Genomic DNA, 25,597 nt, shown 5'->3' with positions numbered 1-25,597 from the left:
CATGGATCCCTGCTTCCGGTACTGAATATCTCCCTTGTACGGGCCATAGTTCTCAAAAATAGTGTTCAGCACGCCGGTTCCCTTGGTGTCGGTCATGAACTCGCCTCTGTATCCGATGAGGCCTCTGGCCGGAATCAGGAACTCCAGACGGGTGGAACCGGAGCCATTGCTGTGCATATTGATAAGCTCGCCTTTCCGCTCGCCCAGCTTCTGGATAACATTTCCCGCATACTCGTCATCCACGTCGATGTAAGCGCGTTCCATGGGCTCCAGCTTCTTGCCGTGCTCATCGTAGTGATACAGAACTTCTGCCTTGCTGACTGCGAACTCATAACCTTCGCGGCGCATATTCTCGATAAGGACGGACAGATGCAGCTCGCCGCGTCCGGATACCTTGAAACGCTCAGTGGAATCAGTCTCCTCCACACGCAGGCTGACATCCGTGTTCAGCTCGCGGAACAGACGGTCACGCAGGTGACGGGAGGTGACATATTTACCCTCTTTACCGGCCAGGGGGCTGTCATTTACCAGGAAGTCCATGGAAATGGTCGGTTCGGAAATCTTCTGGAACGGAATGGCTACCGGGTTTTCCGGAGAGCACAGGGTATCGCCGATATGGATGTCCGCAATACCGGAGATAGCTACGATGGAACCGATAGTGGCTTCATTCACATCTACCTTATTCAAACCGTCAAACTCATAGAGCTTGCTGATTTTTACCTTCTTGAACTTGTCCGGATCGTGGTGGTTCACCATGACCATATCCTGGTTGATGCGGATAGTTCCGTTATCCACCTTACCAATACCGATACGGCCCACATACTCGTTGTAGTCGATGGTGCTGATCAGTACCTGGGTTCCGGCTTCCGGATCTCCCTCCGGAGCGGGGATGTAGTCGATGATAGTCTCGAAGAGCGGAGTCATATCCTTCGGCTCATCGTCCAGGCTGCGCATTGCATAGCCTGCTTTCGCAGAAGCGAAAATGAACGGGCAGTCCAGCTGCTCGTCGGAAGCGTCCAGATCCATGAACAGCTCCAGAACCTCGTCTACCACCTCAGTCGGACGGGCCTCGGGTCGGTCAATCTTATTGACACAGACGATAACCGGAAGATCCAGCTCCAGGGCCTTACGGAGCACGAACTTGGTCTGGGGCATAGCGCCTTCAAACGCGTCAACCACCAGAACAACGCCGTTTACCATTTTCAGAACTCGCTCCACCTCGCCGCCGAAATCCGCATGGCCCGGGGTGTCGATGATATTGATTTTTACATCCTTATAAGTAACTGCCGTGTTCTTGGACAGAATGGTGATGCCTCGCTCACGCTCAATATCGCCGGAGTCCATGACACGCTCCGCCACCTCCTGGTTGGCACGGAATACGCCGCTCTGCTTCAGAAGCTCGTCTACCAGTGTGGTCTTACCATGGTCTACATGGGCAATAATCGCAATATTTCTGATATCTTCTCTTTTCATAAAACAATTCCTCAATGCAAATAAAAATACTTCGTCAACCTTTACAGTTTATCACATTTTCGGCCAATTACAAGGGAAATCTTAGGCTTGCGCGTACTTTTTCGAAAACAACTTAGAAAAAATTTACAGAAATGGTTCTAAATGGAAATATCTGGGCATATATATTTATGAATAATACAGGAGTCCGGCGGAAATCTGCGCGAAAACGTCATTTCCAAAGGGAGAAGAAGGGAGAACACAAACTATGTCAGATAAGGTAATTGAAAACAACCAGGTGTCGGTAAGCGGAGAAATTGTATCGGGATTTACGTTCAGCCATGAGGTATTCGGGGAGGGCTTTTATATGGTGGATATTCTGGTTCGCCGCCTGTCCGATTCGGCGGATCTGATTCCGGTGATGATATCCGAGCGGCTGATTGACATATCCAGGGATTACGTGGGGGAATATATCCGTATCGGCGGACAGTTCCGTTCCTATAACCGGCACGAAGAGAAAAAGAACCGGCTGGTGCTTTCGGTCTTTGCCAGAGAGGTGGAATTTCTTGACGAAGAGGTGGAAAATGCCAAGACAAACCAGATTTTCCTGGACGGCTATATCTGCAAGCCGCCGGTGTACCGGAAGACGCCGCTGGGCCGTGAGATTGCCGATCTGCTCATCGCAGTCAACCGCCCCTATGGGAAATCAGATTACATCCCATGCATCTGCTGGGGCAGAAACGCCCGCTTTGCATCCGGCTTCGAGGTGGGAGGCCACGCCCAGATTTGGGGCCGCATCCAGAGCCGCGAATACGTGAAAAAGCTCAGCGAGACCGAGTCTGAGCGGCGGATTGCCTACGAGGTATCCGTGAGCAAGCTGGAATACGAATACTGATACGCTTGCATTTCCTCCTGTTTTGTTGTATGATAAGCCTGATTATGGAGTAGTATACGGAATTGCTTTAGAAGGGAGTAGCGTATAAAAAATGGGGAAAGCACATGTAACTGTCTTTTGTGGCAACGGGAAGGGTAAGACTTCAGCGGCGCTTGGACAGGGAATCTTCGGGGCCAGCGCAGGAAAATCCGTCATTATTATACAGTTCCTGAAGGGAAAGGTTGGCGAACGTATTGATTTCATCAAGCGTCTGGAGCCTGAGATTAAGGTATTCTGTTTTGAAAAATCCGATGTGAATTTTGAGGCGCTGTCGCCGGAGGAGCAGCAGGAAGAGGCCATGAATATCCGCAACGGCCTGAATTTCGCCAGGAAAGTGCTGACGACGGACGGCTGTGACATATTGATCCTGGATGAGGTGCTGGGGCTGATCGACAGGGGAATCCTGACAATTGAAGAGCTGAAGGCCCTAATTGAAGCCGGAGATGGCGATACAGAGCTGATGCTGACCGGTATCCGGATGTATGAGGAGCTGTATCCGTGTGTAGACGATGTATTTTGCATTGATACATTAAAGTAAAGACAGATGTATCCGTTATACGGACAAATGTTGCGAGATGTCCGGAAAGCGTTGACAAGCGATACACACTGTGCTAATCTGAACATAATTCATATAATTTAATAGGAAGAAAGATAGAGGTTGCGTTTTCCATCAGTACCTTTTCGGATATGGCAGGCATAGACGAAGAAGAGGGAAAGGGGGCGACGCCGAAAGAGATTGTTTCCTGTGAGTAGTTTCTTGGGCATACCGTGAAGAACGATATGACTGTCATCAGTTTTTGATGGGGCGCTATCCGGGGAATAGAACAGAACATGCGATTCTTTTGGGGCGGGCCTTCACAGGTACGCCTCATTTTTAAACCTTATTTCATCTAGCAGGAGGAAATGAAAATGGCTATTTTTAAGGGAGCAGCAGTAGCAATTGTAACACCGTTTTTTGACAATGGAGAGATTAACTATCCGAAGCTTGCAGAGCTTCTGGACTACCAGATTGAAAATGGCACAGATGCCATCGTCATCTGTGGAACCACCGGCGAGTCATCCACACTGAGCCATGAGGAGCATCTGGAGGCTATCCGCTTTACCGTAGAGCATGTCGCTAAGCGCGTGCCGGTCATCGCAGGCACCGGCTCTAACTGCACCGAAACCGCAATCTATCTGTCGCAGGAAGCGGAAAAGTACGGCGCGGACGCTCTGCTTGTGGTAACTCCGTATTATAATAAGGCGACCCAGAAAGGTCTGATTGCTCACTATACCGCAGTGGCAGAGTCCGTAAGCCTTCCGGTTATCATGTACAACGTACCGTCCCGTACCGGATGTAACATCCAGCCGGAGACCGCAGTAGCTCTTGCAAAGAATGTCAAGAATATCGTTGGCATCAAGGAAGCAAGCGGAAATATTTCCCAGGTAGCGAAGCTGATGCAGCTGGCAGACGGATGCATCGAGCTCTACTCCGGAAATGACGATCAGGTGGTTCCGATCCTTTCCCTTGGTGGAAATGGCGTCATCTCTGTACTTTCCAATGTAGCGCCCCGCCAGACCCACGACATGGTCATGAAGTATCTGGAGGGCGACCTGGCAGGCAGCCTTGCTATCCAGCTTGCGGCCATTCCGGTTATCGATAAGCTGTTCTGCGAGGTGAATCCGATCCCGGTAAAGGCAGCCCTGAACCAGCTGGGATTCCAGGTTGGCCCCCTTCGTATGCCGCTGACCGAGATGGAGCCGGAGCACCAGGCACAGTTAAAGCAGGCAATGATTGATTTTGGAATCGAGGTAAAATAACAAATGACAAAAATTATACTTCACGGCTGTAATGGCCGCATGGGACAGATGCTGACCGGACTCCTGAAAGAGGATCCGGAGGCAGAGGTAGCAGCAGGCGTAGACGGATATACCGGTATCGCAAATGAATACCCGGTATTCGCAAGCATTGACGAGTGTGATGTGCCGGCAGACGTAGTTATCGACTTCTCAAACGCAAAGGCAGCGGACGGACTGTTGGACTACTGTGTACGGACCAAAACCCCGGTTGTTCTCTGCACCACCGGACTTTCCGAGGAACAGCTTGCGAAAGTCGAAGAGGCAGCCAAAGAAACGGCTGTTCTGAAATCCGCCAACATGTCTCTGGGTATCAACCTGCTTATGAAGCTTCTGAAGGAAGCAGCTCCGACTCTGGCGGCAGCAGGTTTTGATATCGAGATTGTAGAGAAGCACCACAACCAGAAGCTGGACGCACCCAGCGGCACCGCACTGGCACTGGCAGACGCCATCAATGAGGCATCTGACGGAGCATATCACTATGTATATGACAGAAGCCAGGAGCGTAAGAAGCGCGAAAGCAGCGAAATCGGTATCTCTGCTGTTCGTGGCGGCACCATCGTGGGTGATCATGACGTGATCTTCGCGGGAACTGACGAAGTCATCACATTTGAGCACCGCGCTTACTCCCGCGCTGTTTTCGGCAAAGGGGCGATTCAGGCGGCGAAATTCCTGGCGGGGAAACCGGCAGGACGGTATGATATGAGTGATGTTATCGGTTAGTGTATAGAAAGACGGACGGGTCGGGGCTTTGTAGTTATCTGTGTTCATCGTTTATCTGACAGTGTATGCCACCCACGGACGCAAGGTCCGCAGGTGTCACACACTGTCCGCTAAAACGCTGTACACAATGATAACTACAAAGTCCCGACCCTGGTTTTTGAAGATGCACGGCGCTCCGGACTTTCGTCCATTTGCTCGTGTTCACAAAAGTTTCACTTAAAAATCACAGAATCCATTCAGAAAAAACACAAAAGAGGAATATCCTTAGACAGATACGTCTGCCCGAGGATACTCCTCTTTTTTATTGCAGAAGAGAGAAAAGGGCCGGACGATTACGGAGAAGGAGGAAACAATCTTGATTGAAGTAAAAGATCTCGTGAAACGCTACAGCAAAAACACTGCGGTCGATCACCTGAATTTTCATGTACAAAAAGGTCAGATCTACGGATTCCTGGGTCCCAACGGAGCCGGAAAATCTACTACTATGAATATGATGACCGGCTATCTGGCTCCCACGGAAGGGCAGATTCTTATAAACGGGTACGACGTAGCGGAAGAGCCTATGGAGGCCCGAAAATGCATCGGATATCTGCCGGAGATTCCGCCTCTCTATCCGGACATGACTGTCCTGGAATATCTGCGTTTCGCAGCAGAACTGAAACAGGTGCCGAAAAACGAACGCAGCACGGAGATAGAGAGGGTTATGGATGAAACACGCATCAAAGATATGGAAAATCGGTTGATTCGTCATTTGTCCAAAGGATATAAGCAGAGAGTGGGACTGGCTCAGGCGCTACTTGGGGATCCGGAGGTACTGATTCTGGATGAGCCCATGGTGGGTCTGGATCCAAAGCAGATCATTGAAATCCGTGAGCTGATCCGCGGGCTTGGGAAGAAGCATACGGTTATTTTGAGCTCCCACATTCTCTCGGAGATCAGCAGCATCTGCGACCATGTCCTGATTATTTCCAATGGAAAGCTGGTGGCCAGCGATACGCCGGAAAATCTGGGCAGTTACATGAAACACACAGACGCGATGGAACTGCAGGTGCGTGGAAGCAAAGAAGCCTGTGAACAGGCCATAGAACTTCTGAAGCAAGTCAAGGGGCTGGAAGTGAAGACCACGACAGCAACGTTGGAGGATGTATTCCTGGAATTGACGAATGAGGAAAATAATGGAAATCCAAAGACAACAGAGGAACAGGAAAAAACAGAGAGATTTTCTCTGAGAAAAAAGCTACGCAAAACAGAAGAGAAAGAATTTTCTGTGAAAGAAACAAAATCAGACGAAAAGGAGGAAAAGTAATATGTGTGCGATTTGCAAAAAAGAACTGCGGGCGTATCTGACCTCCATGACAGGCTATATCTTCATGGCTGTACTGCTGGCGGTTACCAGCCTGTACTACGTGGCCAACTGCCTGGTGGGCGGCTATCCGGTATTCGGAGCTATCCTGTCCTCTGTTTATTTTGTGCTGTTGATTATTGTACCGGTGCTGACTATGCGCAGTATGGCCGAGGAAAAGCGCCAGAAGACCGACCAGCTCCTGATGACCGCGCCGGTTTCTCTCTGGAAAATTGTACTGGGCAAATATCTGGCTATGGTGACTGTTTTTCTGATTCCCATGGCGATCCTGTGTCTGTATCCGTTGATCTTATTGCGATTTGGCAGTGTCTCATTGCCCATGGCGTATACAGCAATCCTGGGCTACACCCTATTTGGCGCAGCCTGTCTGGCCATTGGACTGTTTCTGTCAGCAGTGACGGAGAGCCAGGTCATTGCGGCGGTACTGACCTTCGGCGTTCTGTTCTTCCTGAACATGGCATCCGGTATTGCCAACGTTATCGGAGCCAGTGGCCTTCTGGCGTCCATTCTTAACGCCCTTTGTATCTATCAGCCGTTCATTAATTTCGTGCAGGGTATGTTTGATTTGACCGGCATTCTTTACTATATGACGGTCATTGTCCTGGCTCTGTTTCTGACGGTTCAGCTTCTGCAGAAAAAGCACGGAACCTACCGCGCCAGCATGGTGGTTTTCGCCTGTGTGGCCGCCGTGCTGGTGAACCTGACAGCAGGAAAATTACCCTCCCAGTACCTGAAATACGATGTCAGTGACCAGAAGCTGTTCACTACCGGAGATCAGACGGCAGAGATTGTGAAGGGTCTGGACGAGGATATCACCCTCTACCTGATTGCCCAGCAGGGCAGTGAAGATGCCACCTTACAGGAATTGCTGGATCGCTATGCGGGACTGTCCTCCCACATCAAAGTAGAGACGAAGGATCCGGTGCTTTACCCGAATTTTGTCTCTCAGTATACCAGCGAAAATCTGTCTGAAAACAGCGTGCTGGTGGTGGGCCAGAACCGTTCCAAGGCTGTAGATTACTATGATATTTATCAGTATAGTATGGATTATTCCACTTACAGCAGCTCTTTAAGCAGCTTCGACGGTGAGGGTCAGATCACCAGTGCCATTGCCTATGTAACCGCCGAGGATATGCCGGTTATTTATACGCTGGCCGGCCATGATGAGGCAGAGCTGAGTACTACGGTCACTTCGTCCATTGAGAAGGAAAATATTGAACTGAAATCCTTAAGTCTGCTGACGGAGGAGGCTGTGCCGGAGGATGCAAAAGCTGTTATTATCTACGGGGCCATTTCCGATATTTCCGAGGATGAGAAAAATAAGCTGGAAGCCTATATGGAACAGGGCGGACAGATGGTGCTGCTGCTTGGATACACAGACAAGGATACGCCGAATCTGGACAGTCTGCTGGGCGATTATGGAATTACTTTGGCGGACGGGCTGGTGCTGGAAGGCGACAGTCAGCATCATTTGCCGAACTATCCCTATTATCTGCTGCCGGATATTCAGTCCTCGGCATATACCTCAGACGTAAGCTCCCGTTATGTGTTACTGGCCTTTGCTCAGGGTATGACGGAGGCTGCGGATATCAGTGAAGATCTGACTTATGAAAGCCTGCTGACCACATCGGCAAAGTCTTATTCCAAGACCAACCTGGAATCTGAAAATCTCGATCAGGAGGAGGGCGATATTGCGGGGCCCTTTGACCTAGGTGCTGTCGTCACCAAGACCATTGACGAAGACACAGAAGCAAAACTCATCGTGTTCTCTTCTGAGACTCTGCTGGATGAACAGGTAGACAGTATGGTATCCGGCGGCAACAGTACCCTGTTTCTGAATGTCATGAGCCAGCTGGTAGACCACGAAAGCATTGTCTCCATTGAGCCGAAAAGCATGAGTACGGAATATCTGACTGTACCGGCCGGAAGCGCCATCTTCTGGGGCATCCTGACGATTATATTGATTCCGTTGCTTCTGCTTGCCACCGGCGGCATTATCTGGTTTGGAAGGAGGAAACGGTAAATGACAAAGAAAAAGAGAAAGGTAAGACTGCTGGCGGCTATAGCCGCCCTGGCAGCTCTGGGACTTCTCTATGTTTTGGTAAGCCGCGCGGACTGGAACGGTGAGGAAGACGATACGGCTGCCGAAGAAATTGAGGCTTTAAGTATTTCGCCCGCAGAAATCAGCGAAGCTGTAATCACCAGCAGCTACGGTACTCTGCGCCTGAACTATGACGGTGAAACCTGGACCAGCCCTGACGCTCCGTCCATGGAACTCAATCAGGACGCCCTGTCCAATCTGTGGAACCGTCTGAATCCGCTGTCCGCTGTCCGCGATCTGGGCGAAGCGCCGGAGGATTTAAGCGTTTACAGCTTAGCCGATCCGGCCATCACGATCCGGATCACCCGTGACGATGGTACCGAAATTACGGTTTCCATTGGGAGTACTGCATCGGATGGAAATGTGTATGTGATGACTTCTGAAAGCGATCATATCTATACTTGCGACAGTTATTTGGCTACGGCTTTTACGTGTCAGTTAAGTGATTTTGAGGTGATAGCTGAAGAGGAAGAGCCTGATACAACGGATTCCGCTGACTAGACGGTAGATGATAGACGGCCGGGCCGGGACTTTGTCCACTTTTACCACACAAAATACTGGAAATGTGGTACAAATTATTTTATACTGAAAAAACACCGCATCAAGAGGAGAACGCCCTATGAAATCAAAACTGACCAAACTGACGCTATCCATAATCCTGACCCTGACTATCATATCTCTGGCCGTGGTTCTGACCCTGGCCTGCAAGCCGCTGTATTATCTGGACATCCATGCGCTCCATATTCCGGAAACTACCGGCTGCACGATTTCGGAGATTAAAGCGAATTATAATGCAGTCATCGATTACTGCCTGAGTTTCGGAAACGCGCCTCTGGAATTCCCGACCTTTCCCATGTCAGAAGGCGGGCGCATCCATTTTGAAGAAGTAAAGAATATCTTCAATCTCTTCAAATACATGGTTATCGGCGGCACTCTGGCAAGCACCGCCGGGATCCTGTGGATGCGACGAAAGCATTGCTATGGCTATCTGAAATTGACCGCTATCCTGACCGTGGCCCTGCCAGCCATTATTGGGGCAGCCGTGGCCCTGAACTGGGACCGGACTTTTGTTACTTTCCATGAGATTGCTTTCAACAATGATTATTGGCTTTTTGACCCGGCTACCGACCCGGTTATCAATATCCTGCCGGACCTGTATTTCCTGCATTGCGCTGTGATGATTCTGGCGCTGGTGATTCTCGAAAGTATCCTGTGTGCCTGGGCTTATCGGGCAGAAAAAAGGAAAAACAACAAATAACACAAAAAAAAGAGCTGATATCCGGAAAAACAGATCTGAATATCAGCTCATCTTATTTTAAAGTATGGACAATCGGTTGGGCGTCCTATGCATTGATCATAGTAACAAGCCTATTCGAAATGAGATTCCGAAAAAGTATAACTGAATAGAGGGAAAATTTGTAAAAAAGAGGAGGAGTCCGCCTATGAGTGTCGAAGACTGTGGTTGAAGGCGTCTGGTTTAGCATGTATAATGAGAGGAGAAGCATAGCATGAGTAGAAACCGAAATACTTCCACAACCAGACAAAAGAGAAAAGTAAGAAATACACAAAAGAAGGTACATCATCAGCATAAGGACAGATTATTCCGGTACATTTTTCAGGATAAAGAGGATTTACTGGATTTGTATAACGCGGTGAACGATACGGATTATGATGACCCGAATGGGCTGGAGATTACGACGCTGGATGATGTGATTTATCTGAGTATGAAAAATGATCTGTCTTTTATGCTTCGGATCACCCTGAATCTGTATGAGCATCAGAGTACCTGGAATGAAAATATGCCACTCAGGGGATTTTTCTATTTTGCTGAATTGTATGATAAATACATTAAGGAGCAGGGAATTAAGATCTCAGAAACGATTTGGCAGGTAAGACTTCCCTTTCCAAAGTACGTGGTGTTTTACAACAGAACGAAGGATATGCCGGAACCGGGAACTGATGCGTAAATGCCACAGACTGGCAGAGTATGCATATTTTATCGGAGAGATTCGGCGGTATATGAGCGATGGCTGGTCATTGGAGGAGGCGACTGATTTCAACATTCAGAAATGCCTCCGGAAGGAAGTATTGTCGGATATCCTGGGAAAAAGCGCAATGGAGGTGCGTAGATTTTCTGCGACAGGGAACTGTAAATACGTTGCAACTCGGCTTGTACAGTCCGAGAAACAGGAAATAATTTCTATTACAGATTGTGTTCAGAATGACCAGTACGCATTTTCCGATGAAACAATCGGAATCATCTCGCCCACTTATGATTGCCACTCCGGAAAAAGTTGCGAAGTATACCAAAAACACCGAGACTGAAATCAGCGGTGTTATTCGCAACGTCAAGGAACGCAATAGGAACAGTTATATGTCGCCACGCACCCCGGCATTCATCACCGAATGGATCGCTGAGCCAATTTATAACAGCAAAGTACGGCGCACGATGAATTTCTGTGTAGAGGATACCTGTATCGGATGTGGTCTGTGCGCCAGGAAGTGTCCCGTGCAGGCCATCGAAATGCAAGATAAGCGACCTGTCTGGGTCAAGGACAAATGTGTGATGTGCCTGGGCTGTTTGCATCGCTGTCCGAAGTTTGCCATTCAGTATGGCAGAAACACCAGGAAACATGGACAATACATGAACCCGAATGTTAAGGTTTAAATTCCGTTTTGTAAAGGTATTCGTTGTTAGTTCTGAACTGTGCAGGCGTCTGTACAGCAGAATCGGGCAAATGAAATGAATAATTGTACCAGAATCAGATTTGATGGAGAATAATTGTTGTGATTAGAAAGCTGCAGAATGTAGATATAAATAAGGTTGTTGACCTATGGTTAAAGACGAATCTGGAAGCACATAATTTTATTTCTGAACAATACTGGACCGGTAATTATGAAGCAGTAAAGAAAATGCTGCCACAGGCAGAAGTTTATGTGTATGAAGAGAATAACATAATTCATGGCTTTGTAGGTGTACAAGATGAATATATAGAAGGTATTTTTGTTTCCGGTAAAATGCAGTCCCAAGGGATAGGCAAAGCGTTGCTGGATTATATCAAGGATAAAAAAGGCAGATTACAGTTAAACGTATATCAGAAAAATGTCAGGGCAATGTCTTTCTACCAAAGAGAAGGGTTCACGATTCAGCGTGAACAACTGGATGAATTCACTGGCGAAAAAGAATATGTAATGGAGTGGAATCATTGAAATTAATTTGCAGAGATTTTCTCATAGTCTCCAAAGAAATTTGTGTAGGCTCTGAAGCATCTTTTTATTTCTTATTCTTTAAGCTTCCTTTTCCTCTTCCTTAATCTCCCAGTGAATCAAGAACGTCAGCGCAGCCCTGAGCGCAATAATTCCTGCCACCGTTCCGATTTCCTTCCAGTCCCGGACCACTACGGTTCGCAGGATCTCACTTCCCAGCTTAAATTCCAGCCCCATGGCCAGCCCCCGGGCCAGGGTCAGCTTTGTCTCCGGAGAGCGGTGCAGGTAGCTCCAGAAGCCTCGCAGGCCTGAGAAAATGATAATGCCCACGCCGATAAATTCAAAGAGCAGAATCGCTCCGTCTACGATATTTTCCAAAATGAGGTGCAGTAATTCTAAAAATTCCATAGTAAAATCCCCCCGATTTTCTAAAGTAAGATAAGGACAGTATAACATAAGTTCACACATTTTTAAGATTTATTTTGTTGACAATCCAGAACAATCGTAATAACATATAGGATACTATATAGTAAACTATATAGCGTCCTATTTATATTTTGCAAAAACGCAGAAGGAGGATCAACCAATGAGGAGGGGGCCCAGCCCAATCAGCAAGCGGATTCGTATTATCAACAACAAGTTCCGCGAGCTGTGGGATAAAAATCTTCTGAAATACAACCTGACCGGCATGCAGATGGAAATACTCTGCTACCTGAAATGCAATCCGGACAAGGAAATTCATCAGCGGGAGATCGAGTACTGGTTCCAGCTGAAAAACCCGACGGTGACCGGCATCCTGAACCGGCTGGAGGAAAAAGGCTATATCGCCAGACGGCGGAATCCGGATGACGGCAGATACCGGATCATTGAAGTGACCGAAAAAGGCAATCAGGTCATGGAGGATATGGGAGAGGGAGCCAGAAGCCTGGACGAACGAATCTACGCCTGTATGACCGATGAGGAGCAGGCAAAGCTTCTGGAGCTTCTGGATCGGATCCTGGCGACTATGACGGAACATGATGGAACAGAAGAGCAGTTAGAGCAGCATAGAGAAAGAATCACACAAGGAGGGCACACATGCTGAAGACATTAAAGGCCTATATAGGCGAGTACAAAAAGACGGCCATCTCAGCGCCGATTTTTATTGTCTTCGAGGTTATCTTTGAGATGATCATTCCGCTTCTGATGGCGGCCATCATCGACAACGGACTTGAGACAGGCAACATGAAATACGTAATCACGATGGGACTGGTGATGCTTCTGGTATCCTTTGCGTCCCTGTTCTGCGGAGCTTTTGCCGCGAAGCAGGCGGCCATCGCGTCTACCGGCTTTGCGAAAAATGTAAGAGAGGGAATGTACAATCATATCCAGGAATTTTCCTTCTCCAATATCGATCATTTCTCTACCGCAGGACTGGTTACGCGTCTGACCACCGATGTAACCAACGTACAAAACGCGTTCCAGATGATGATGCGTATGCTGATGCGTGCGCCGGTTATGCTGGTTACGGCCATGACTATGACCTTTATCATCAATGCCAGACTGTCCTGTGTATATCTGGTGGCGCTGGTATTCTTAGGAATCGTCATTGCGTTTCTGATGGGCCGCGTAGGAAAATATTTCCGTGAAATGTTTGACAAATATGACGCCCTGAACGCGGATATCCAGGAAAATCTGACCGGTATCCGGGTAGTCAAGGCATACGTGCGTGAGGAGCATGAGAAGCAGAAGTTCGGCAAGGCCTCTGAGGCCGTATACCGCTGCGCGGTCCGGGCCCAGAAGCTGATGGTCAGCATGATGCCCACCATGCAGTTTACAGTTTACGCCTGTATCATCGCGGTGTCCTGGCTGGGCGCCAGAACCATCGTGGCGGGCAATATGACCACCGGCCAGCTGATGAGTCTCTTTACCTATACGATGAATATCATGATGAGCCTGATGTTCATCGCCATGGTAGCCGTTATGCTGACCATGGCGAAATCCTCCGCAGAGCGTATCTGCGAGGTCTTAAATGAAAAGAGCAGCCTGACCAATAAGGAGCAGGCTGTCACAGAGGTTCCCGATGGTTCCATTACCTTTGATAACGTATCCTTCAGCTACCGGAACGACGAGGGGAACCTGAATCTGGATCAGATTAATCTGGAAATCAAATCCGGCGAGACTGTAGGTATCCTGGGTGGCACCGGAAGCGCCAAGTCCACACTGGTACAGCTGATCCCCAGATTGTATGACGTAACAGGAGGAAGCGTCCGGGTAGGCGGTATCGACGTCCGGGATTATGACCTGGATTCCCTCCGGAATCAGGTGTCCATGGTGCTTCAGAAGAACGTGCTGTTTTCCGGCACCATCAAGGAAAACTTGCGCTGGGGCGATAAGGACGCCAGCGATGAGGAGCTGATCCGTGTCTGTAAGCTGGCCTGCGCCGATGAATTTATCCAGCGCTTCCCGGAGCAGTATGACACCTGGATTGAGCAGGGCGGCAGCAATGTGTCCGGCGGACAGAAGCAGCGTCTCTGTATCGCCAGAGCCCTGTTAAAGAAGCCGAGAATCCTGATTCTGGACGATTCCACCAGCGCGGTGGATACCCATACGGACGCTATGATCCGGAAGGCCTTCCGGGAGGAGATTCCCGATACCACCAAGATCATCATTGCCCAGCGTATTTCTTCCGTACAGGATTCGGATAAGATTATCGTGCTGGACGACGGTGCGATTAGCGGCGTCGGAACCCATGCGGAATTATTGAAAAATAACGCAATTTACCGGGAAGTATATGAATCCCAGCAGAAGCCCACAGACAGCGAAGGAGGTGACGCAGAATGAGCAACAGCAAAAGACCCGGAGGTCCCGGAGGACCCAGAGGCATGAGAAAAGGCCCCAAGGCGAAAAACCCCATGAAGACGCTGAAGCGGATCTTCGCCATCATCGTAAAGGGCTATCCGATTCAGTGCGTACTGGTTATCATCGGTATCGTAGTCGGAGTACTGGCCAACGTATACGGCAGCTTATTCCTGCAGTCCCTGATCGATGACTATATCACACCCCTGGTGGGAAGCTCTGCGCCGGATTTCACGCCGCTTTTGAAGGCGCTGGCCACCATGGCAGTGATTTATCTGGTGGGCGTAGTCTCCAACTATCTGTACAACCGCCTGATGATTTACATTTCCGAGGGCAGCCTGAAAAAAGTAAGGGACGGCCTGTTCGACCACATGGAGACCCTGGCGATTCCGTATTTTGACACCCATACTCACGGAGACCTGATGAGTATCTACACCAATGATACAGATACCCTGCGCCAGATGATCAGCCAGAGTATTCCGCAGCTGCTGTCCTCCGCCATTACCATCGTCAGCGTCTTCGCGTCTATGGTATACTTAAGCCCGATTCTGACCCTGATGATCATTGCCATGGTATTCGTTATGACAAATGTCATCAAGAAAATCGGCGGTCAGTCCGGCCGGTACTTTATGGCGCAGCAGCAGGATCTGGGTAAAGTCAACGGCTACATCGAGGAAATGATGGACGGCCAGAAGGTGGTAAAGGTCTTCTGCCATGAGGAAGAAGCCAAGGCAAAATTCAAGGAGCTGAACGATAAACTCTTCGACAGCGCCAGCAACGCGAACATCTACGCCAACGTGCTGATGCCGGTAATGGGAAATATTGGAAATATCAATTATGTACTGACCACCATTGTAGGCTCTCTGCTGGCCATCGGCGGGATCGGCGGCCTGACTCTGGGCGGTCTTGCCTCCTTCCTGCAGCTGACAAGAAGCTTCAATCAGCCGATTGCACAGATTGCCCAGCAGTTCAACTCTATCATTATGGCCCTGGCAGGCGCGGAGCGAATCTTCAACCTGATGGATGAGCCCTCCGAGCAGGACGGCGGTTATGTAACCCTGGTCAATGCCCGCTATGAGGGTGACAAGCTGGTGGAGGTGCCGGAGCGTACCGGTATCTGGGCCTGGAAGCATCCCCATCATGACGGTACCATCACATACACGGAGCTGAAGGGCGACGTAGTCATGGACGGGGTAGACTTTGGGTATACACCGGAAAAAACCGTACTTCACGACATTAAGCTCTACGCGAAGCCCGGACAGAAGGTGGCCTTCGTAGGCGCCACCGGAGCCGGAAAAACGACCATTACCAACCTGATTAACCGGTTTTACGATATTCAGGACGGAAAGATCCGTTACGACGGTATCAACATCAATAAGATTAAGAAGCAGGATCTGCGTCGTTCCCTGGGTATGGTACTTCAGGACAGCCACCTGTTTACCGGCACCGTAGCCGACAATATCCGGTACGGCAAGCTGGACGCCACCGACAGCGAGGTCAAGGGCGCAGCCATGCTGGCAGGCGCAGACAGCTTTATCAGGCACCTGCCCCAGGGCTATGATACCATGCTCACCGGAGACGGCGGCAACCTGTCCCAGGGACAGCGTCAGCTTCTGACCATCGCCCGTGCAGCCATTGCCGACCCGCCCGTCCTGATCCTGGATGAGGCGACCTCCAGTATCGATACCCGTACAGAGGCCATCGTACAGCGGGGTATGGACAGCCTGATGGAGGGCCGTACCGTATTTGTCATTGCCCACCGTCTGTCTACGGTCCAGAATTCTGATGTCATCATGGTGCTGGATCAGGGCCGGATTATCGAGCGGGGCAGCCACGAGGAGCTGATTGCCCAGAAGGGCAAATATTATCAGCTCTATACCGGAGCCTTTGAGCTGTCATAAAGGAGAACCTATGCGAGAAAAATTTCAACATTTTATGCAAGGCCGCTACGGCGCCGACCAGTTGTCCCGGTTTCTGACTGCCATCGGCCTGGTTCTGATTATTCTGAACCTGTTTGTCCGCAGCAATGCGATCACCTATCTGGTAATGGCTCTGCTTGTTTACTGCTATTACCGGATGTTTTCCAGGGATTATAACCGCCGTTACGCGGAAAATCAGAAATTCCTGACCTGGCAGAACAAAATAAAATACAAAGTAAATAACTGGAAAAGAAACCTGGCCGACCGCAAAACCCATCACATCTACAAGTGTCCCAGCTGTGGCCAGAAGATCCGTGTCCCCAGGGGCAAAGGCAAAATCATCGTAACCTGCCCCAAATGCCGGACGGAATTTCAGAAAAAAAGCTAAAACCCAAAAAGCAATGCAGTCTGTAAAAAGATTACATTGCTTTTTTTAATAGAACAAAGTGGAAAAATAACATTTCCCTGTGTATAAAAAAATCAGGAACCGCTCATAATGTGGATAGAAACGGATACCGTCCAGCGACGGCAGAAAGGAGATTCTATATTATGAAGAGGTTCAGAAAATACACAGCAGGACTGTTGCTGCTTGTACTGGTCCTGGGCGTAAGCGCCTGTGGCAATTCCGACAACAACGGCGGAACCAACAAGCCGAACACCGAAAACAACGGAACTACCAATAACGGAGCCACCACCGACGGCACCGTGAACAATGGAACCGTCAATGACGGCAACATCGTAGACGACGCCGTAGACGGCGCAGGAGACGCAGTGGAAGACGTGGGCGACGGCATCATGAACGGTGTGGACGACGTGGTAGACGGCACAGAAAATGTGGTGGACGATATGACGAATGGGACAACGAACACCAATAACGGCACCACAAACCAGACCACTCGTTAAGCCTGAAAAGAAAGCAAAAAGCAATGCCCTGCAGATCGAGATGGATTTGCAGGGCAATTTTATGGGAAAACCTGGTCTGACGGTGAGATTCTTTGTGATTCCCGTCTTGCAGACCCGTCCAAAATGCGCTATACTGTAGACTGAATCGGCGCGCGGGAAAAGCGCCGGAAGCAAGAGAAAGAAAAGGGCAGGGATAAAACAATGAAGTGCATTACTGTAAAAGAATTATATCGCAACACCGAAAGCTATCTGGATAAGGAAATCACAGTAGCAGGCTGGCTCCGCAGTAACCGTGGCTCCAAGGCCTTCGGCTTCCTGGTTATGGGAGACGGAAGCTGCTTCCAGACACTGCAGATCGTATACCATGATAACATGGAGAATTTTAAAGAGATCTCCAAGCTGAACGTAGGTGCAGCTGTTATCGTAAAGGGAACTCTGGTTGCTACACCGGAGGCAAAGCAGCCCTTCGAGATTCAGGCAGAAGAGGTTGTGGTAGAGGGCGATTCCGCTCCGGATTATCCGCTGCAGAAGAAGCGCCACTCCTTCGAGTATCTGAGAACCATTCCCCATCTGCGCGCCAGAACCAATACCTTCCAGGCTGTATTCCGGGTTCGCTCCCTGATTGCCTACGCGATTCACCAGTTCTTCCAGGAGAGAGGCTTCGTATACGTACATACGCCGCTGATTACCGGAAGCGACTGCGAGGGCGCAGGCGAGATGTTCCAGGTGACCACGCTGGATCTGAACAATGTACCGAAGACCGAAGAGGGACAGATCGATTACAGTCAGGACTTCTTCGGAAAAGAGACGAATCTGACCGTAAGTGGACAGCTGAACGGCGAGACCTACGCTATGGCGTTCCGTGATATCTATACCTTTGGACCGACCTTTCGCGCGGAGAATTCCAATACCACACGCCATGCGGCTGAGTTCTGGATGATTGAGCCGGAGATGGCCTTTGCGGATCTGGAAGACAATATGGAAGTAGCCGAGGCTATGCTGAAATATGTCATCAGCTACGTGCTGGAGAATGCTCCGGAGGAGATGAATTTCTTCAACCAGTTTGTGGACAAGGGACTTCTGGACAGACTGCACGGCGTGCTGAACTCCGAGTTCGGTCATGTGACCTACACCGAGGCCATTGAAATTCTGGAGAAGAACAACGACAACTTTGATTATAAGGTAAGCTGGGGCTGCGATCTGCAGACCGAGCATGAGCGTTATCTGACCGAACAGATCTTCAAGCGCCCAATTTTCGTAACAGATTACCCGAAGGACATCAAGGCCTTCTATATGAAGCTGAACGAGGACGGCAAGACCGTAGCCGCTATGGACTGTCTGGTACCGGGTATCGGTGAGATCATCGGCGGAAGCCAGAGAGAGGATGACCTGGAGAAGCTGACCGGTCGTATGCAGGAGCTGGGTCTGAAGGAAGAGGATTACGGTTTCTACCTGGATCTGCGGAAATACGGTTCTGTCCGTCATTCCGGCTTTGGCCTGGGCTTCGAGCGCTGCGTGATGTATCTGACCGGCATGGGCAATATCCGCGACGTGATTCCGTTCCCGAGAACCGTAAATAACTGCGAGCTGTAATTAGAATCTAATATTTTACAAATTATATGGAAATGTAATTAGAATATCTGTATCATTCTCTGATTGGGGGTGGTGCAGATATTTTTATATTCAAAGATTTCGGGAGAGACATATTTTTTCATTTTCTTTTTTCATGGAAAGGGTTCTTTATAAAACGATAGCATCGTGTTAGAATAAAAGCTGAGAATAAAAGCAAAAGGAGCAGAGAGGGATCCATGGAAAATCAGTCCAGCCAGTACGCAACCGAATACGAAATCCTCGATCTGGTCAAGCTGAAGCTCTACCAGCGTCTCCACGGCCTTGCGCCTGTGTTGGGGGCGGTGAAGTTTCAGATAGAGGAGACGAAGCAGCTGGTACAGAAGAACCTGGATCCGAAGGAATTGGAGCAGAAATCAGACGCAGAGGGTTGGGAAAGTGAAAAGAAAGTCTGCGCGGGCTTTCGGACCGACGGCCGCCTCTTTTATCTCTCCCCGTCCCGGATCCGGTCAGATTTCCTGAAAGACAGCGATTTCCTCTGCCGGGAGCTGCTGCACATGCTCAGCCACTGCCTCCTGGGGCACCCCTTCGAGGCCTGGCGTGTGGAACGGGAGGAGCGAAAAGTCTGGGAGTCTGACTGCGACGAAAAGGCCTGGGCGCTGACGGAAGAGCTTTTGGGGAAAGCTATCCCGGAAAAGCCCCCGGTAGACGACCACAGCCTCTGGGGACAGAAGCCTGACGAGCGGGAAAAGGCCTTCTGGCAGGGGCAGGGGGAGAAGTTGCTTCGAAGCGGCAATCCCAGAGGAAAACGGAAAGCGGGGACGGCTAAGCGGCACCGCACCCGGCAGCTGGTTCCGGCAGCCGGTCAGCGGGGTGATTATCGGAGTATTTTAAGAGGCCTGTCCTCCTACCGGGAGGACAGCCGCCTGAATCTGGACGAGTTTCAGTATGCCTGGTACACTTACGGACTGGAAATGTATGGAAATATGCCGCTGATAGAACCGCTGGAATACAGCGAGGAACGGAAAATCGCCGACCTGGTCATTGTCATCGATACCTCCGGTTCTTGTGAAAAAGAACTGGTGCGGGTATTCCTGGAGGAGACCAGGGGGATTCTGGAGCAGGATCGCCTGTTTTTCCGAAGCTTCTGCCTGCACTTGATCCAGTGCGACAATCAGATCCAGCGGGACGACTGCATTCACAGCCGGGAAGAATTCGAAAAATATCTGGAGCACCTGGAGATCCGGGGCGGGGGCGGGACAGATTTCCGTCCGGCCTTTGAACGGATTGAGGAGCTGAGGCAGCGGGGAGAGCTGCGGGATTTACAGGGAATTCTGTATTTTACGGACGGCTGCGGCTGGTATCCGAAGAAGGAGCCGGACTATCAGGTCTGGTTCGTAATGCTGCAGGGGCATTTTGACAGTATTGATATGCCGGACTGGGTACACAGACTGGTATTGGAGGAGAAAAGGGCATGAATATACAGGAAGCAAAAGAAGAAATCAAAAAGACAGTCCGGGCTTATACAGCCAGAACGGCGGCGGGAACCTTCCGGATCCCGGTGCCGAGACAGCGGCCGGTGCTGCTGATTGGCCCGCCGGGTATCGGCAAGACCGCCATCATGGAGCAGATTGCCGGAGAATGCGGCGTCGGCCTGGTGTCTTACACCATGACCCACCATACCCGTCAGAGCGCCATCGGCCTGCCGGTACTGACGGAAAAGCAGTTCGCTGGGAAAGAGTATACCGTGACCTCCTATACCATGAGTGAAATCATTGCGTCGGTCTATGAGCAGATGGAAAAAACCGGCTGCAGGGACGGCATTTTATTCCTGGACGAGATCAACTGTGTGTCAGAGACGCTGATGCCGGCCATGCTGCAGTTCCTCCAGTATAAGACCTTCGGAAGCCATACGCTGCCCGAGGGCTGGGTCATCGTGGCGGCCGGTAATCCGCCTGCCTACAACCGTTCTGTGCGGGAATTTGACACCGTGACCCTGGATCGGGTACGCTGCATGAATGTGAAGCCGGATTTCACCATCTGGAAGACCTACGCCGTGGCGCGGGGGCTGCACCCGGCGGTACTGTCCTTTCTGGAACTGCGCCCGGAGCGCTTCTATGTGATGGAGCCTGGCGAGAAGGGCTTTGTGACCGGCCGGGCCTGGGAAGATTTGTCAGAAATTCTGCTGACTATGGAAGAACTGGATTTGGGTGTGGAAGACGTACTCTTCGGCCAGTATCTTCAGGACGAGGACACAGCGACGGAATTCACCTTCTACTATCGCCTCTATGAAAAATGGAAAAAGGAACTGAAGCCTGAGCAGATCCTGACCGGAGCAGCGGACATGCCGACGAACCTGCCGTCCCTGCCCTTTGACGAGCGCCTCTGCATCGTCTGGCTCCTGTTACAGCGCATTTACACCATGAGCGGGGCTTACGAGGAGCAGCAGAAGCTGGCGGAAAGCTTACGCTTCTTTTCAGACGGTCTGAGCCGTGATCTGGCGGCGCTTTCTACGGAACAGCTGACAGCGCTCATTGACGACCGCCTGGACAGCCGACGCAGAAGCCTGGCCGTGCGAAAGGAAAACGGCCTGCTGGACGCCAAAGAGGGAGAACGGGAGCAGCGATTATTCGAGGTAATCCGCGGCTGCCGGGAGGAGATCCGGCTTGGCGGGGCAGCGGACGCATTTTCCGGAAAGAGCGAAGAGGAACGGGTGCAGGCAGAACGGCAGAGGAGCGAGCTGACCGCGGCCATAAGAAATGGAGCTGCTTTCATAAAAGAGACCTTCGGAGAAAAGCAGGAGCTGGTCATCTTCCTGACCGGCATCCGGGAGCGTTCCGTCTGTGCGGGAATCCTGAAGAGGGAGCCGGAGCTTCGGACGCAAGCGGAGCAGCTTCTGGGCGCAGACCGGCGGGAAGCGGAGCTTCGAAAACGGCTGGAATAAAACAGAAAAATGACAGAAGGGGGAAGAGAGCAGATGAGAAAAAGAGTAAGGAGTATTCTGCTGGCGATCTGACATCCCCTTGACCCGGATTGTAATTTCAGGGTGTGTATGATATACTGGACAAAATAAAAGAAAGAACGCAATGGGAGCGAAACTCGTTGCGAAAGAGAAAAACAGACATGAGTGAGCATACACATCCCCATACACACATCGCGCCGGATGGTACGGTATACGAGCACACCCACACAGACGACAGCCACAGCCATGAGGGCGGCCATCCCCATAGTCATGGTCACACCCACACCCACCAGAACACCAAGGCAGTCCTGAACCGCCTGTCCCGGGCCATCGGCCACATGGAGTCCATCAAACGCATGGTGGAAGATGGCCGCGACTGCAGCGAAGTACTGGTTCAGCTTTCCGCCGTCAAAGCTGCCATCAACAACACGGCCAAAGTGATCCTGAAAGACCACATCGAACACTGTATGGTAGACGCCGTTGAAAGCGGCGACCATGAAGCTATAGAAGAGCTGACCGCAGCCATCGACCGCTTCATCAAATAAATAAAAAAATCTTCATAAAAACTTAAACGAAGCTACGGAAAAACGCGCTAAGATAACAGAAACAGGAGGCGCAAGGATATGAAGAGAAAAAAGATATTGCTATGCATATTGCTGACTGCAGCCCTGCTGGCCGACTGCAATGCCAGAAACACAGATACGGATATAACAACACCATCCCAGGGTACCGAAGACACCGCAGATTCCGATACCCCGCTGATATCCGAGAACGAAAAATCCGGAAGCGTCACCCCGCTGGCTGTCAATATCCCGACCGGGATAAACGGAACAGAATTTACCATTATCACAGAACAGGCCTACCCGGACGACGATGAATTCCTGGCCGTCAGCGCCGTATACGGCGACCAGACCCTGAAGCTTGATGAAAGCTTCGGCGTCAACGGAATCTATGAAGTCGTGCAGGCCGACGGCATCTACGTCATGACAGAGACCTATACCCTGGACGATTACGGCATCACCTATTTGGTAAAAATCGATGAGAATGGCATTACCCAGACTGACACCCGGGACGGTTCCCTTGGCGAAATGCCTGCAGATTCGAAGGATGGCTTCCCAATCACCTCCAAGATAGACGTGCTTGGCAGCTACGGCGGCACCCGGATCTACACCATTGAAAATGGCCGCTTCATCACAGACAGCACGCTGTATGAATTCCGGGGCACCCCGGACGGATACAGGCCTGTGCTAACCGTAACAGGCGAAATCAGCTGCCGGATCGAAGGCGGCAGTACGGAACTGAAGCCTGGCGATATCATTACCCCGACGGCATATTCGGAGGACGGAGTATTCTATTTTGAAAGGGAGGACGGCACTCCGGGCAGCTTCCAGGTGGATCTGGACGGGGAAGGAAATTACGCATATACAATTGGCGGCGTAGATGAGAATGAGCTGTTTGAATCGTTGCCCTATGCAGGTTAAAGACAGGTGTGGCACCCGGTCGGAAGGAATCCTTCCGCCGGGTGTTTTTGCGCGAATTTAAAAGGATTATTTTAGGAACTTAGATCTGGCTGTCGGCGCGTTGGCTTGGTACAATATAAAAAACGACGATTCATACATGGGGGAATTCAATGGATTATTATGCACATCTGACGGAGAGCAGGAAACAATCGGTAAAAGAACATTTACAGGGAACAGCAAAGCTTGCTGAAAAGTTTGCCGCAAAATTCGGATCAGCAGACTGGGGATATTACTGCGGGTTACTTCACGATATAGGAAAGTATTCATCGGAATTTCAGCGAAAAATTCAGGAGAATCCGGATCTGCGCGTGGATCACTCTACTGCAGGGGCGCAGGTAAGCAATGAATTGGGAGCATATTATAGCCTGATGAGCTATTGTATCGCCGGACACCATGCCGGACTTCCGGATTGCGGGAGAAAAGGAGTATCCGCCAGCCTGTTGGGCAGACTTGAAAAAAAGGTTTGTGATTACAGCGAATATAAAAAAGAAATAGAGATACCGAAAATCACTACGGAGCCATTTGCACCGGAACAGGTGGCGGATTTTGATTTCTCACTGAGTACCTTTATCCGTATGCTATACTCCTGTCTGGTAGATGCAGATTTCCTAGATACGGAACAATTCATGAGCGGCGGGGCAGCTCAAAGAGATTCCGGGGAAAATATGGAAAATCTTTTATTCAGGTTCAAAGAGCATATAGCGACATGGCTTGAAGATTGGGACGATAGAACCATCAACGGCAGACGAAGTGAGATCCTCAGAAATTGTCTGGAGCAGGGCAAATCATGTAAGGGGTTATTTCAACTTACGGTGCCTACCGGTGGAGGAAAAACGATTTCTTCGATGGCATTTGCATTGCAGCATGCCGTGAAAAATCAGATGGATCGGATCATTTATGTTATTCCCTATACAAGTATTATTGAACAGAATGCACAGGTATTTCGTGAAATACTGGGGAATGAAAATGTATTGGAAAATCACAGCAATGTGGATTATGAAAGCTCAGAGGAATTTAAACCGATGCAGCTGGCGGCGGAAAACTGGGATAAACCGATAGTGGTGACTACAAACGTCCAGTTTTTTGAATCTCTGTATGCCAATAAATCATCGAAATGCCGGAAGCTACATAATATTGCAAACAGTGTGATTATATTTGATGAGGCACAGATGCTTCCGACAAATTATTTAAAGCCGTGTATTGCAATCATGGAGGAATTGCTGCAGCGATATGGAGCCAGCATTGTATTGTGTACGGCGACACAGCCGGCGTTGCTTCCGCTTTTTCATGGAAAACAGACGGTCAGAGAATTATGTCCAAGAAGAGAGGAACAGTTTCAATTTTTTGAAAGAGTTACTTATCAGAATATGGGAACGGTAACGGAAGAGAATATGATAGAAAGTCTGTGTCAGGAGGGACAGGCACTGTGTATTGTTAATACACGGAAAAGAGCGCAGAGACTTTATGAAGAGCTGCGGGGAGAGGGGATCTATCATTTATCGACCAGCATGTATCCGTTACACAGAAGGAGGGTCCTGAATGAAATCCGCAGCAGGATAAAGGAGAAGGATAAAAAATGTATCGTTATTTCTACAAGTCTGGTAGAGGCGGGAGTAGATTTGGATTTTAAGTCTGTATATCGGGAACTTGCAGGTGTGGATTCCATGATTCAGGCAGCAGGACGCTGCAATCGAAATGGGAACAGAGATAAAAAAGAGAGTGTGGTTCATATGTTTCAATGGGAGGACAAAGAACACATACCGGGACAACAGCAGCAGATCGATACGACAAAAAGTCTGTTGGCAGAGGGAAAAGATATTACAACCCTGGAGCATATTACGGAATATTTCCGCAGACTTTATCACATCAGGGGCGGGAGCCTGGATAAAAAAGATATTTTAGATAAATTCAAAGACAGAGATTACCATTTTGCAACAGTCGCCAGGGAATTTAATCTGATTGAAGAAAATTCAGTTACCGTATATGTAAACAGAGAACCGGAGGCAGAGAAGCTTTTGCAGGAAATTCGGCAAAAGGGACTGACCAAAGGATTAATGAGAAAGGCCGGAAAATATTGCGTAAATGTCTATCGGGGAGACGGTCGGAAAGAAATGTTGTTTGAGAAAATGTACAGAGCGGGAATGCTGCGTCTGGTGGTGGACGGAGCACAGGATTTTTATGAGCTTACAGATAAAGAGCAGTATCTGGAAAATACAGGAATGAAACTGGACGTGGAAATGGGCGGAATGATACTGATCTGAATAAAGGAAGAA

General features: G+C 49.8%; 24 protein-coding genes and 1 riboswitch. Of the genes, 22 read left to right on the top strand and 2 right to left on the bottom strand.

The window, feature by feature from the left end:
- A partial coding sequence (locus tag ACTRC3_RS02885; RefSeq protein WP_440321428.1) for a GTP-binding protein TypA/BipA occupies nucleotides 1-1,473 on the bottom strand: 1,473 nt, incomplete at its 3' end.
- A gap of 244 nt (nucleotides 1,474-1,717) precedes the next feature.
- Here ACTRC3_RS02885 and ACTRC3_RS02880 point away from each other — a divergent pair.
- From ACTRC3_RS02880 to ACTRC3_RS02830, 11 genes are all read left to right on the top strand, one after another.
- Nucleotides 1,718-2,344 carry a single-stranded DNA-binding protein gene (locus tag ACTRC3_RS02880; RefSeq protein ID WP_349164434.1) on the top strand — a complete coding sequence of 209 codons (627 nt, stop codon included), beginning with the start codon at nucleotides 1,718-1,720 and terminating at the stop codon, nucleotides 2,342-2,344.
- A 91-nt stretch (nucleotides 2,345-2,435) separates the two neighbouring features.
- The gene (locus ACTRC3_RS02875) at nucleotides 2,436-2,921 is read left to right on the top strand and encodes a cob(I)yrinic acid a,c-diamide adenosyltransferase (protein WP_178038895.1); all 486 of its coding nucleotides are present in this window, start codon (nucleotides 2,436-2,438) and stop codon (nucleotides 2,919-2,921) included.
- A gap of 106 nt (nucleotides 2,922-3,027) precedes the next feature.
- Nucleotides 3,028-3,202, top strand: a riboswitch (Lysine riboswitch).
- A gap of 90 nt (nucleotides 3,203-3,292) precedes the next feature.
- Complete coding sequence (dapA, locus tag ACTRC3_RS02870) at nucleotides 3,293-4,183, top strand: 4-hydroxy-tetrahydrodipicolinate synthase (RefSeq protein ID WP_178038896.1); 891 nt, start codon at nucleotides 3,293-3,295, stop codon at nucleotides 4,181-4,183.
- A gap of 3 nt (nucleotides 4,184-4,186) precedes the next feature.
- Nucleotides 4,187-4,942 (top strand): 4-hydroxy-tetrahydrodipicolinate reductase, encoded by a 756-nt coding sequence (gene dapB, locus ACTRC3_RS02865; RefSeq protein WP_349164436.1) that lies wholly within the window; start codon nucleotides 4,187-4,189, stop codon nucleotides 4,940-4,942.
- A 355-nt stretch (nucleotides 4,943-5,297) separates the two neighbouring features.
- Nucleotides 5,298-6,248 carry an ABC transporter ATP-binding protein gene (locus ACTRC3_RS02860; RefSeq protein WP_440321425.1) on the top strand — a complete coding sequence of 317 codons (951 nt, stop codon included), beginning with the start codon at nucleotides 5,298-5,300 and terminating at the stop codon, nucleotides 6,246-6,248.
- 1 nt (nucleotide 6,249) lies between these two features.
- Nucleotides 6,250-8,328, top strand: a complete 2,079-nt coding sequence (locus tag ACTRC3_RS02855; protein ID WP_440321423.1) for a Gldg family protein — start codon at nucleotides 6,250-6,252, stop codon at nucleotides 8,326-8,328.
- Nucleotides 8,329-8,907: a DUF4340 domain-containing protein gene (locus ACTRC3_RS02850; protein ID WP_440321421.1), complete on the top strand. Its 579-nt coding sequence runs from the start codon at nucleotides 8,329-8,331 to the stop codon at nucleotides 8,905-8,907. It abuts the gene before it with no gap.
- A 118-nt stretch (nucleotides 8,908-9,025) separates the two neighbouring features.
- On the top strand, nucleotides 9,026-9,664 hold the full coding sequence (locus tag ACTRC3_RS02845) for a TIGR01906 family membrane protein (protein WP_440321419.1): 639 nt from the start codon (nucleotides 9,026-9,028) through the stop codon (nucleotides 9,662-9,664).
- A 250-nt stretch (nucleotides 9,665-9,914) separates the two neighbouring features.
- Complete coding sequence (locus ACTRC3_RS02840; RefSeq protein WP_440321417.1) at nucleotides 9,915-10,373, top strand: hypothetical protein; 459 nt, start codon at nucleotides 9,915-9,917, stop codon at nucleotides 10,371-10,373.
- Nucleotides 10,374-10,627: 254 nt separating this feature from the next.
- Nucleotides 10,628-11,074 (top strand): EFR1 family ferrodoxin, encoded by a 447-nt coding sequence (locus ACTRC3_RS02835; RefSeq protein WP_440321415.1) that lies wholly within the window; start codon nucleotides 10,628-10,630, stop codon nucleotides 11,072-11,074.
- 119 nt (nucleotides 11,075-11,193) lie between these two features.
- Nucleotides 11,194-11,616: an N-acetyltransferase gene (locus tag ACTRC3_RS02830; RefSeq protein ID WP_440321413.1), complete on the top strand. Its 423-nt coding sequence runs from the start codon at nucleotides 11,194-11,196 to the stop codon at nucleotides 11,614-11,616.
- A gap of 78 nt (nucleotides 11,617-11,694) precedes the next feature.
- Here the strand turns inward: ACTRC3_RS02830 and ACTRC3_RS02825 are convergent, their stop codons facing one another.
- On the bottom strand, nucleotides 11,695-12,021 hold the full coding sequence (locus ACTRC3_RS02825) for a DUF1622 domain-containing protein (RefSeq protein WP_440321412.1): 327 nt from the start codon (nucleotides 12,019-12,021) through the stop codon (nucleotides 11,695-11,697).
- Nucleotides 12,022-12,199: 178 nt separating this feature from the next.
- On the opposite strand from ACTRC3_RS02825, the gene ACTRC3_RS02820 reads away from it, so the two are divergent.
- The 11 genes from ACTRC3_RS02820 to cas3 all read left to right on the top strand — a co-directional run bounded on the left by ACTRC3_RS02820 (nucleotide 12,200) and on the right by cas3 (nucleotide 25,585).
- The gene (locus tag ACTRC3_RS02820) at nucleotides 12,200-12,697 is read left to right on the top strand and encodes a MarR family winged helix-turn-helix transcriptional regulator (protein WP_440321410.1); all 498 of its coding nucleotides are present in this window, start codon (nucleotides 12,200-12,202) and stop codon (nucleotides 12,695-12,697) included.
- Nucleotides 12,691-14,436, top strand: a complete 1,746-nt coding sequence (locus ACTRC3_RS02815; protein ID WP_440321408.1) for an ABC transporter ATP-binding protein — start codon at nucleotides 12,691-12,693, stop codon at nucleotides 14,434-14,436. The genes ACTRC3_RS02820 and ACTRC3_RS02815 overlap by 7 nt, the downstream gene beginning before the upstream one ends.
- On the top strand, nucleotides 14,433-16,352 hold the full coding sequence (locus ACTRC3_RS02810) for an ABC transporter ATP-binding protein (protein WP_440321406.1): 1,920 nt from the start codon (nucleotides 14,433-14,435) through the stop codon (nucleotides 16,350-16,352). Before ACTRC3_RS02815 ends, ACTRC3_RS02810 begins: the two co-directional genes overlap by 4 nt.
- A 10-nt stretch (nucleotides 16,353-16,362) precedes the next feature.
- The gene (locus tag ACTRC3_RS02805; protein WP_440321404.1) at nucleotides 16,363-16,758 is read left to right on the top strand and encodes a hypothetical protein; all 396 of its coding nucleotides are present in this window, start codon (nucleotides 16,363-16,365) and stop codon (nucleotides 16,756-16,758) included.
- Nucleotides 16,759-16,919: 161 nt separating this feature from the next.
- On the top strand, nucleotides 16,920-17,273 hold the full coding sequence (locus tag ACTRC3_RS02800; protein WP_349164459.1) for a hypothetical protein: 354 nt from the start codon (nucleotides 16,920-16,922) through the stop codon (nucleotides 17,271-17,273).
- Between the two features lie 201 nt (nucleotides 17,274-17,474).
- The gene (asnS, locus tag ACTRC3_RS02795; RefSeq protein WP_440321402.1) at nucleotides 17,475-18,866 is read left to right on the top strand and encodes an asparagine--tRNA ligase; all 1,392 of its coding nucleotides are present in this window, start codon (nucleotides 17,475-17,477) and stop codon (nucleotides 18,864-18,866) included.
- A 215-nt stretch (nucleotides 18,867-19,081) separates the two neighbouring features.
- Nucleotides 19,082-20,320: a VWA-like domain-containing protein gene (locus ACTRC3_RS02790; RefSeq protein ID WP_440321401.1), complete on the top strand. Its 1,239-nt coding sequence runs from the start codon at nucleotides 19,082-19,084 to the stop codon at nucleotides 20,318-20,320.
- Nucleotides 20,317-21,786 carry an ATP-binding protein gene (locus ACTRC3_RS02785; protein ID WP_440321399.1) on the top strand — a complete coding sequence of 490 codons (1,470 nt, stop codon included), beginning with the start codon at nucleotides 20,317-20,319 and terminating at the stop codon, nucleotides 21,784-21,786. Before ACTRC3_RS02790 ends, ACTRC3_RS02785 begins: the two co-directional genes overlap by 4 nt.
- A 179-nt stretch (nucleotides 21,787-21,965) precedes the next feature.
- Entirely contained in the window at nucleotides 21,966-22,349 is a 384-nt protein-coding gene (locus ACTRC3_RS02780) for a metal-sensing transcriptional repressor (protein WP_440321397.1), read from the top strand.
- Between the two features lie 78 nt (nucleotides 22,350-22,427).
- On the top strand, nucleotides 22,428-23,285 hold the full coding sequence (locus tag ACTRC3_RS02775; protein WP_440321395.1) for a hypothetical protein: 858 nt from the start codon (nucleotides 22,428-22,430) through the stop codon (nucleotides 23,283-23,285).
- 149 nt (nucleotides 23,286-23,434) lie between these two features.
- Complete coding sequence (gene cas3, locus ACTRC3_RS02770; RefSeq protein ID WP_440321393.1) at nucleotides 23,435-25,585, top strand: CRISPR-associated helicase Cas3'; 2,151 nt, start codon at nucleotides 23,435-23,437, stop codon at nucleotides 25,583-25,585.
- Nucleotides 25,586-25,597: the final 12 nt, after the last annotated feature.

Source organism: Laedolimicola sp. (assembly GCF_051972735.1).
Taxonomy (GTDB): Bacteria; Bacillota; Clostridia; order Lachnospirales; family Lachnospiraceae; genus Laedolimicola; species Laedolimicola intestinihominis.
This window is presented reverse-complemented; position numbering and strand designations above follow the sequence as displayed.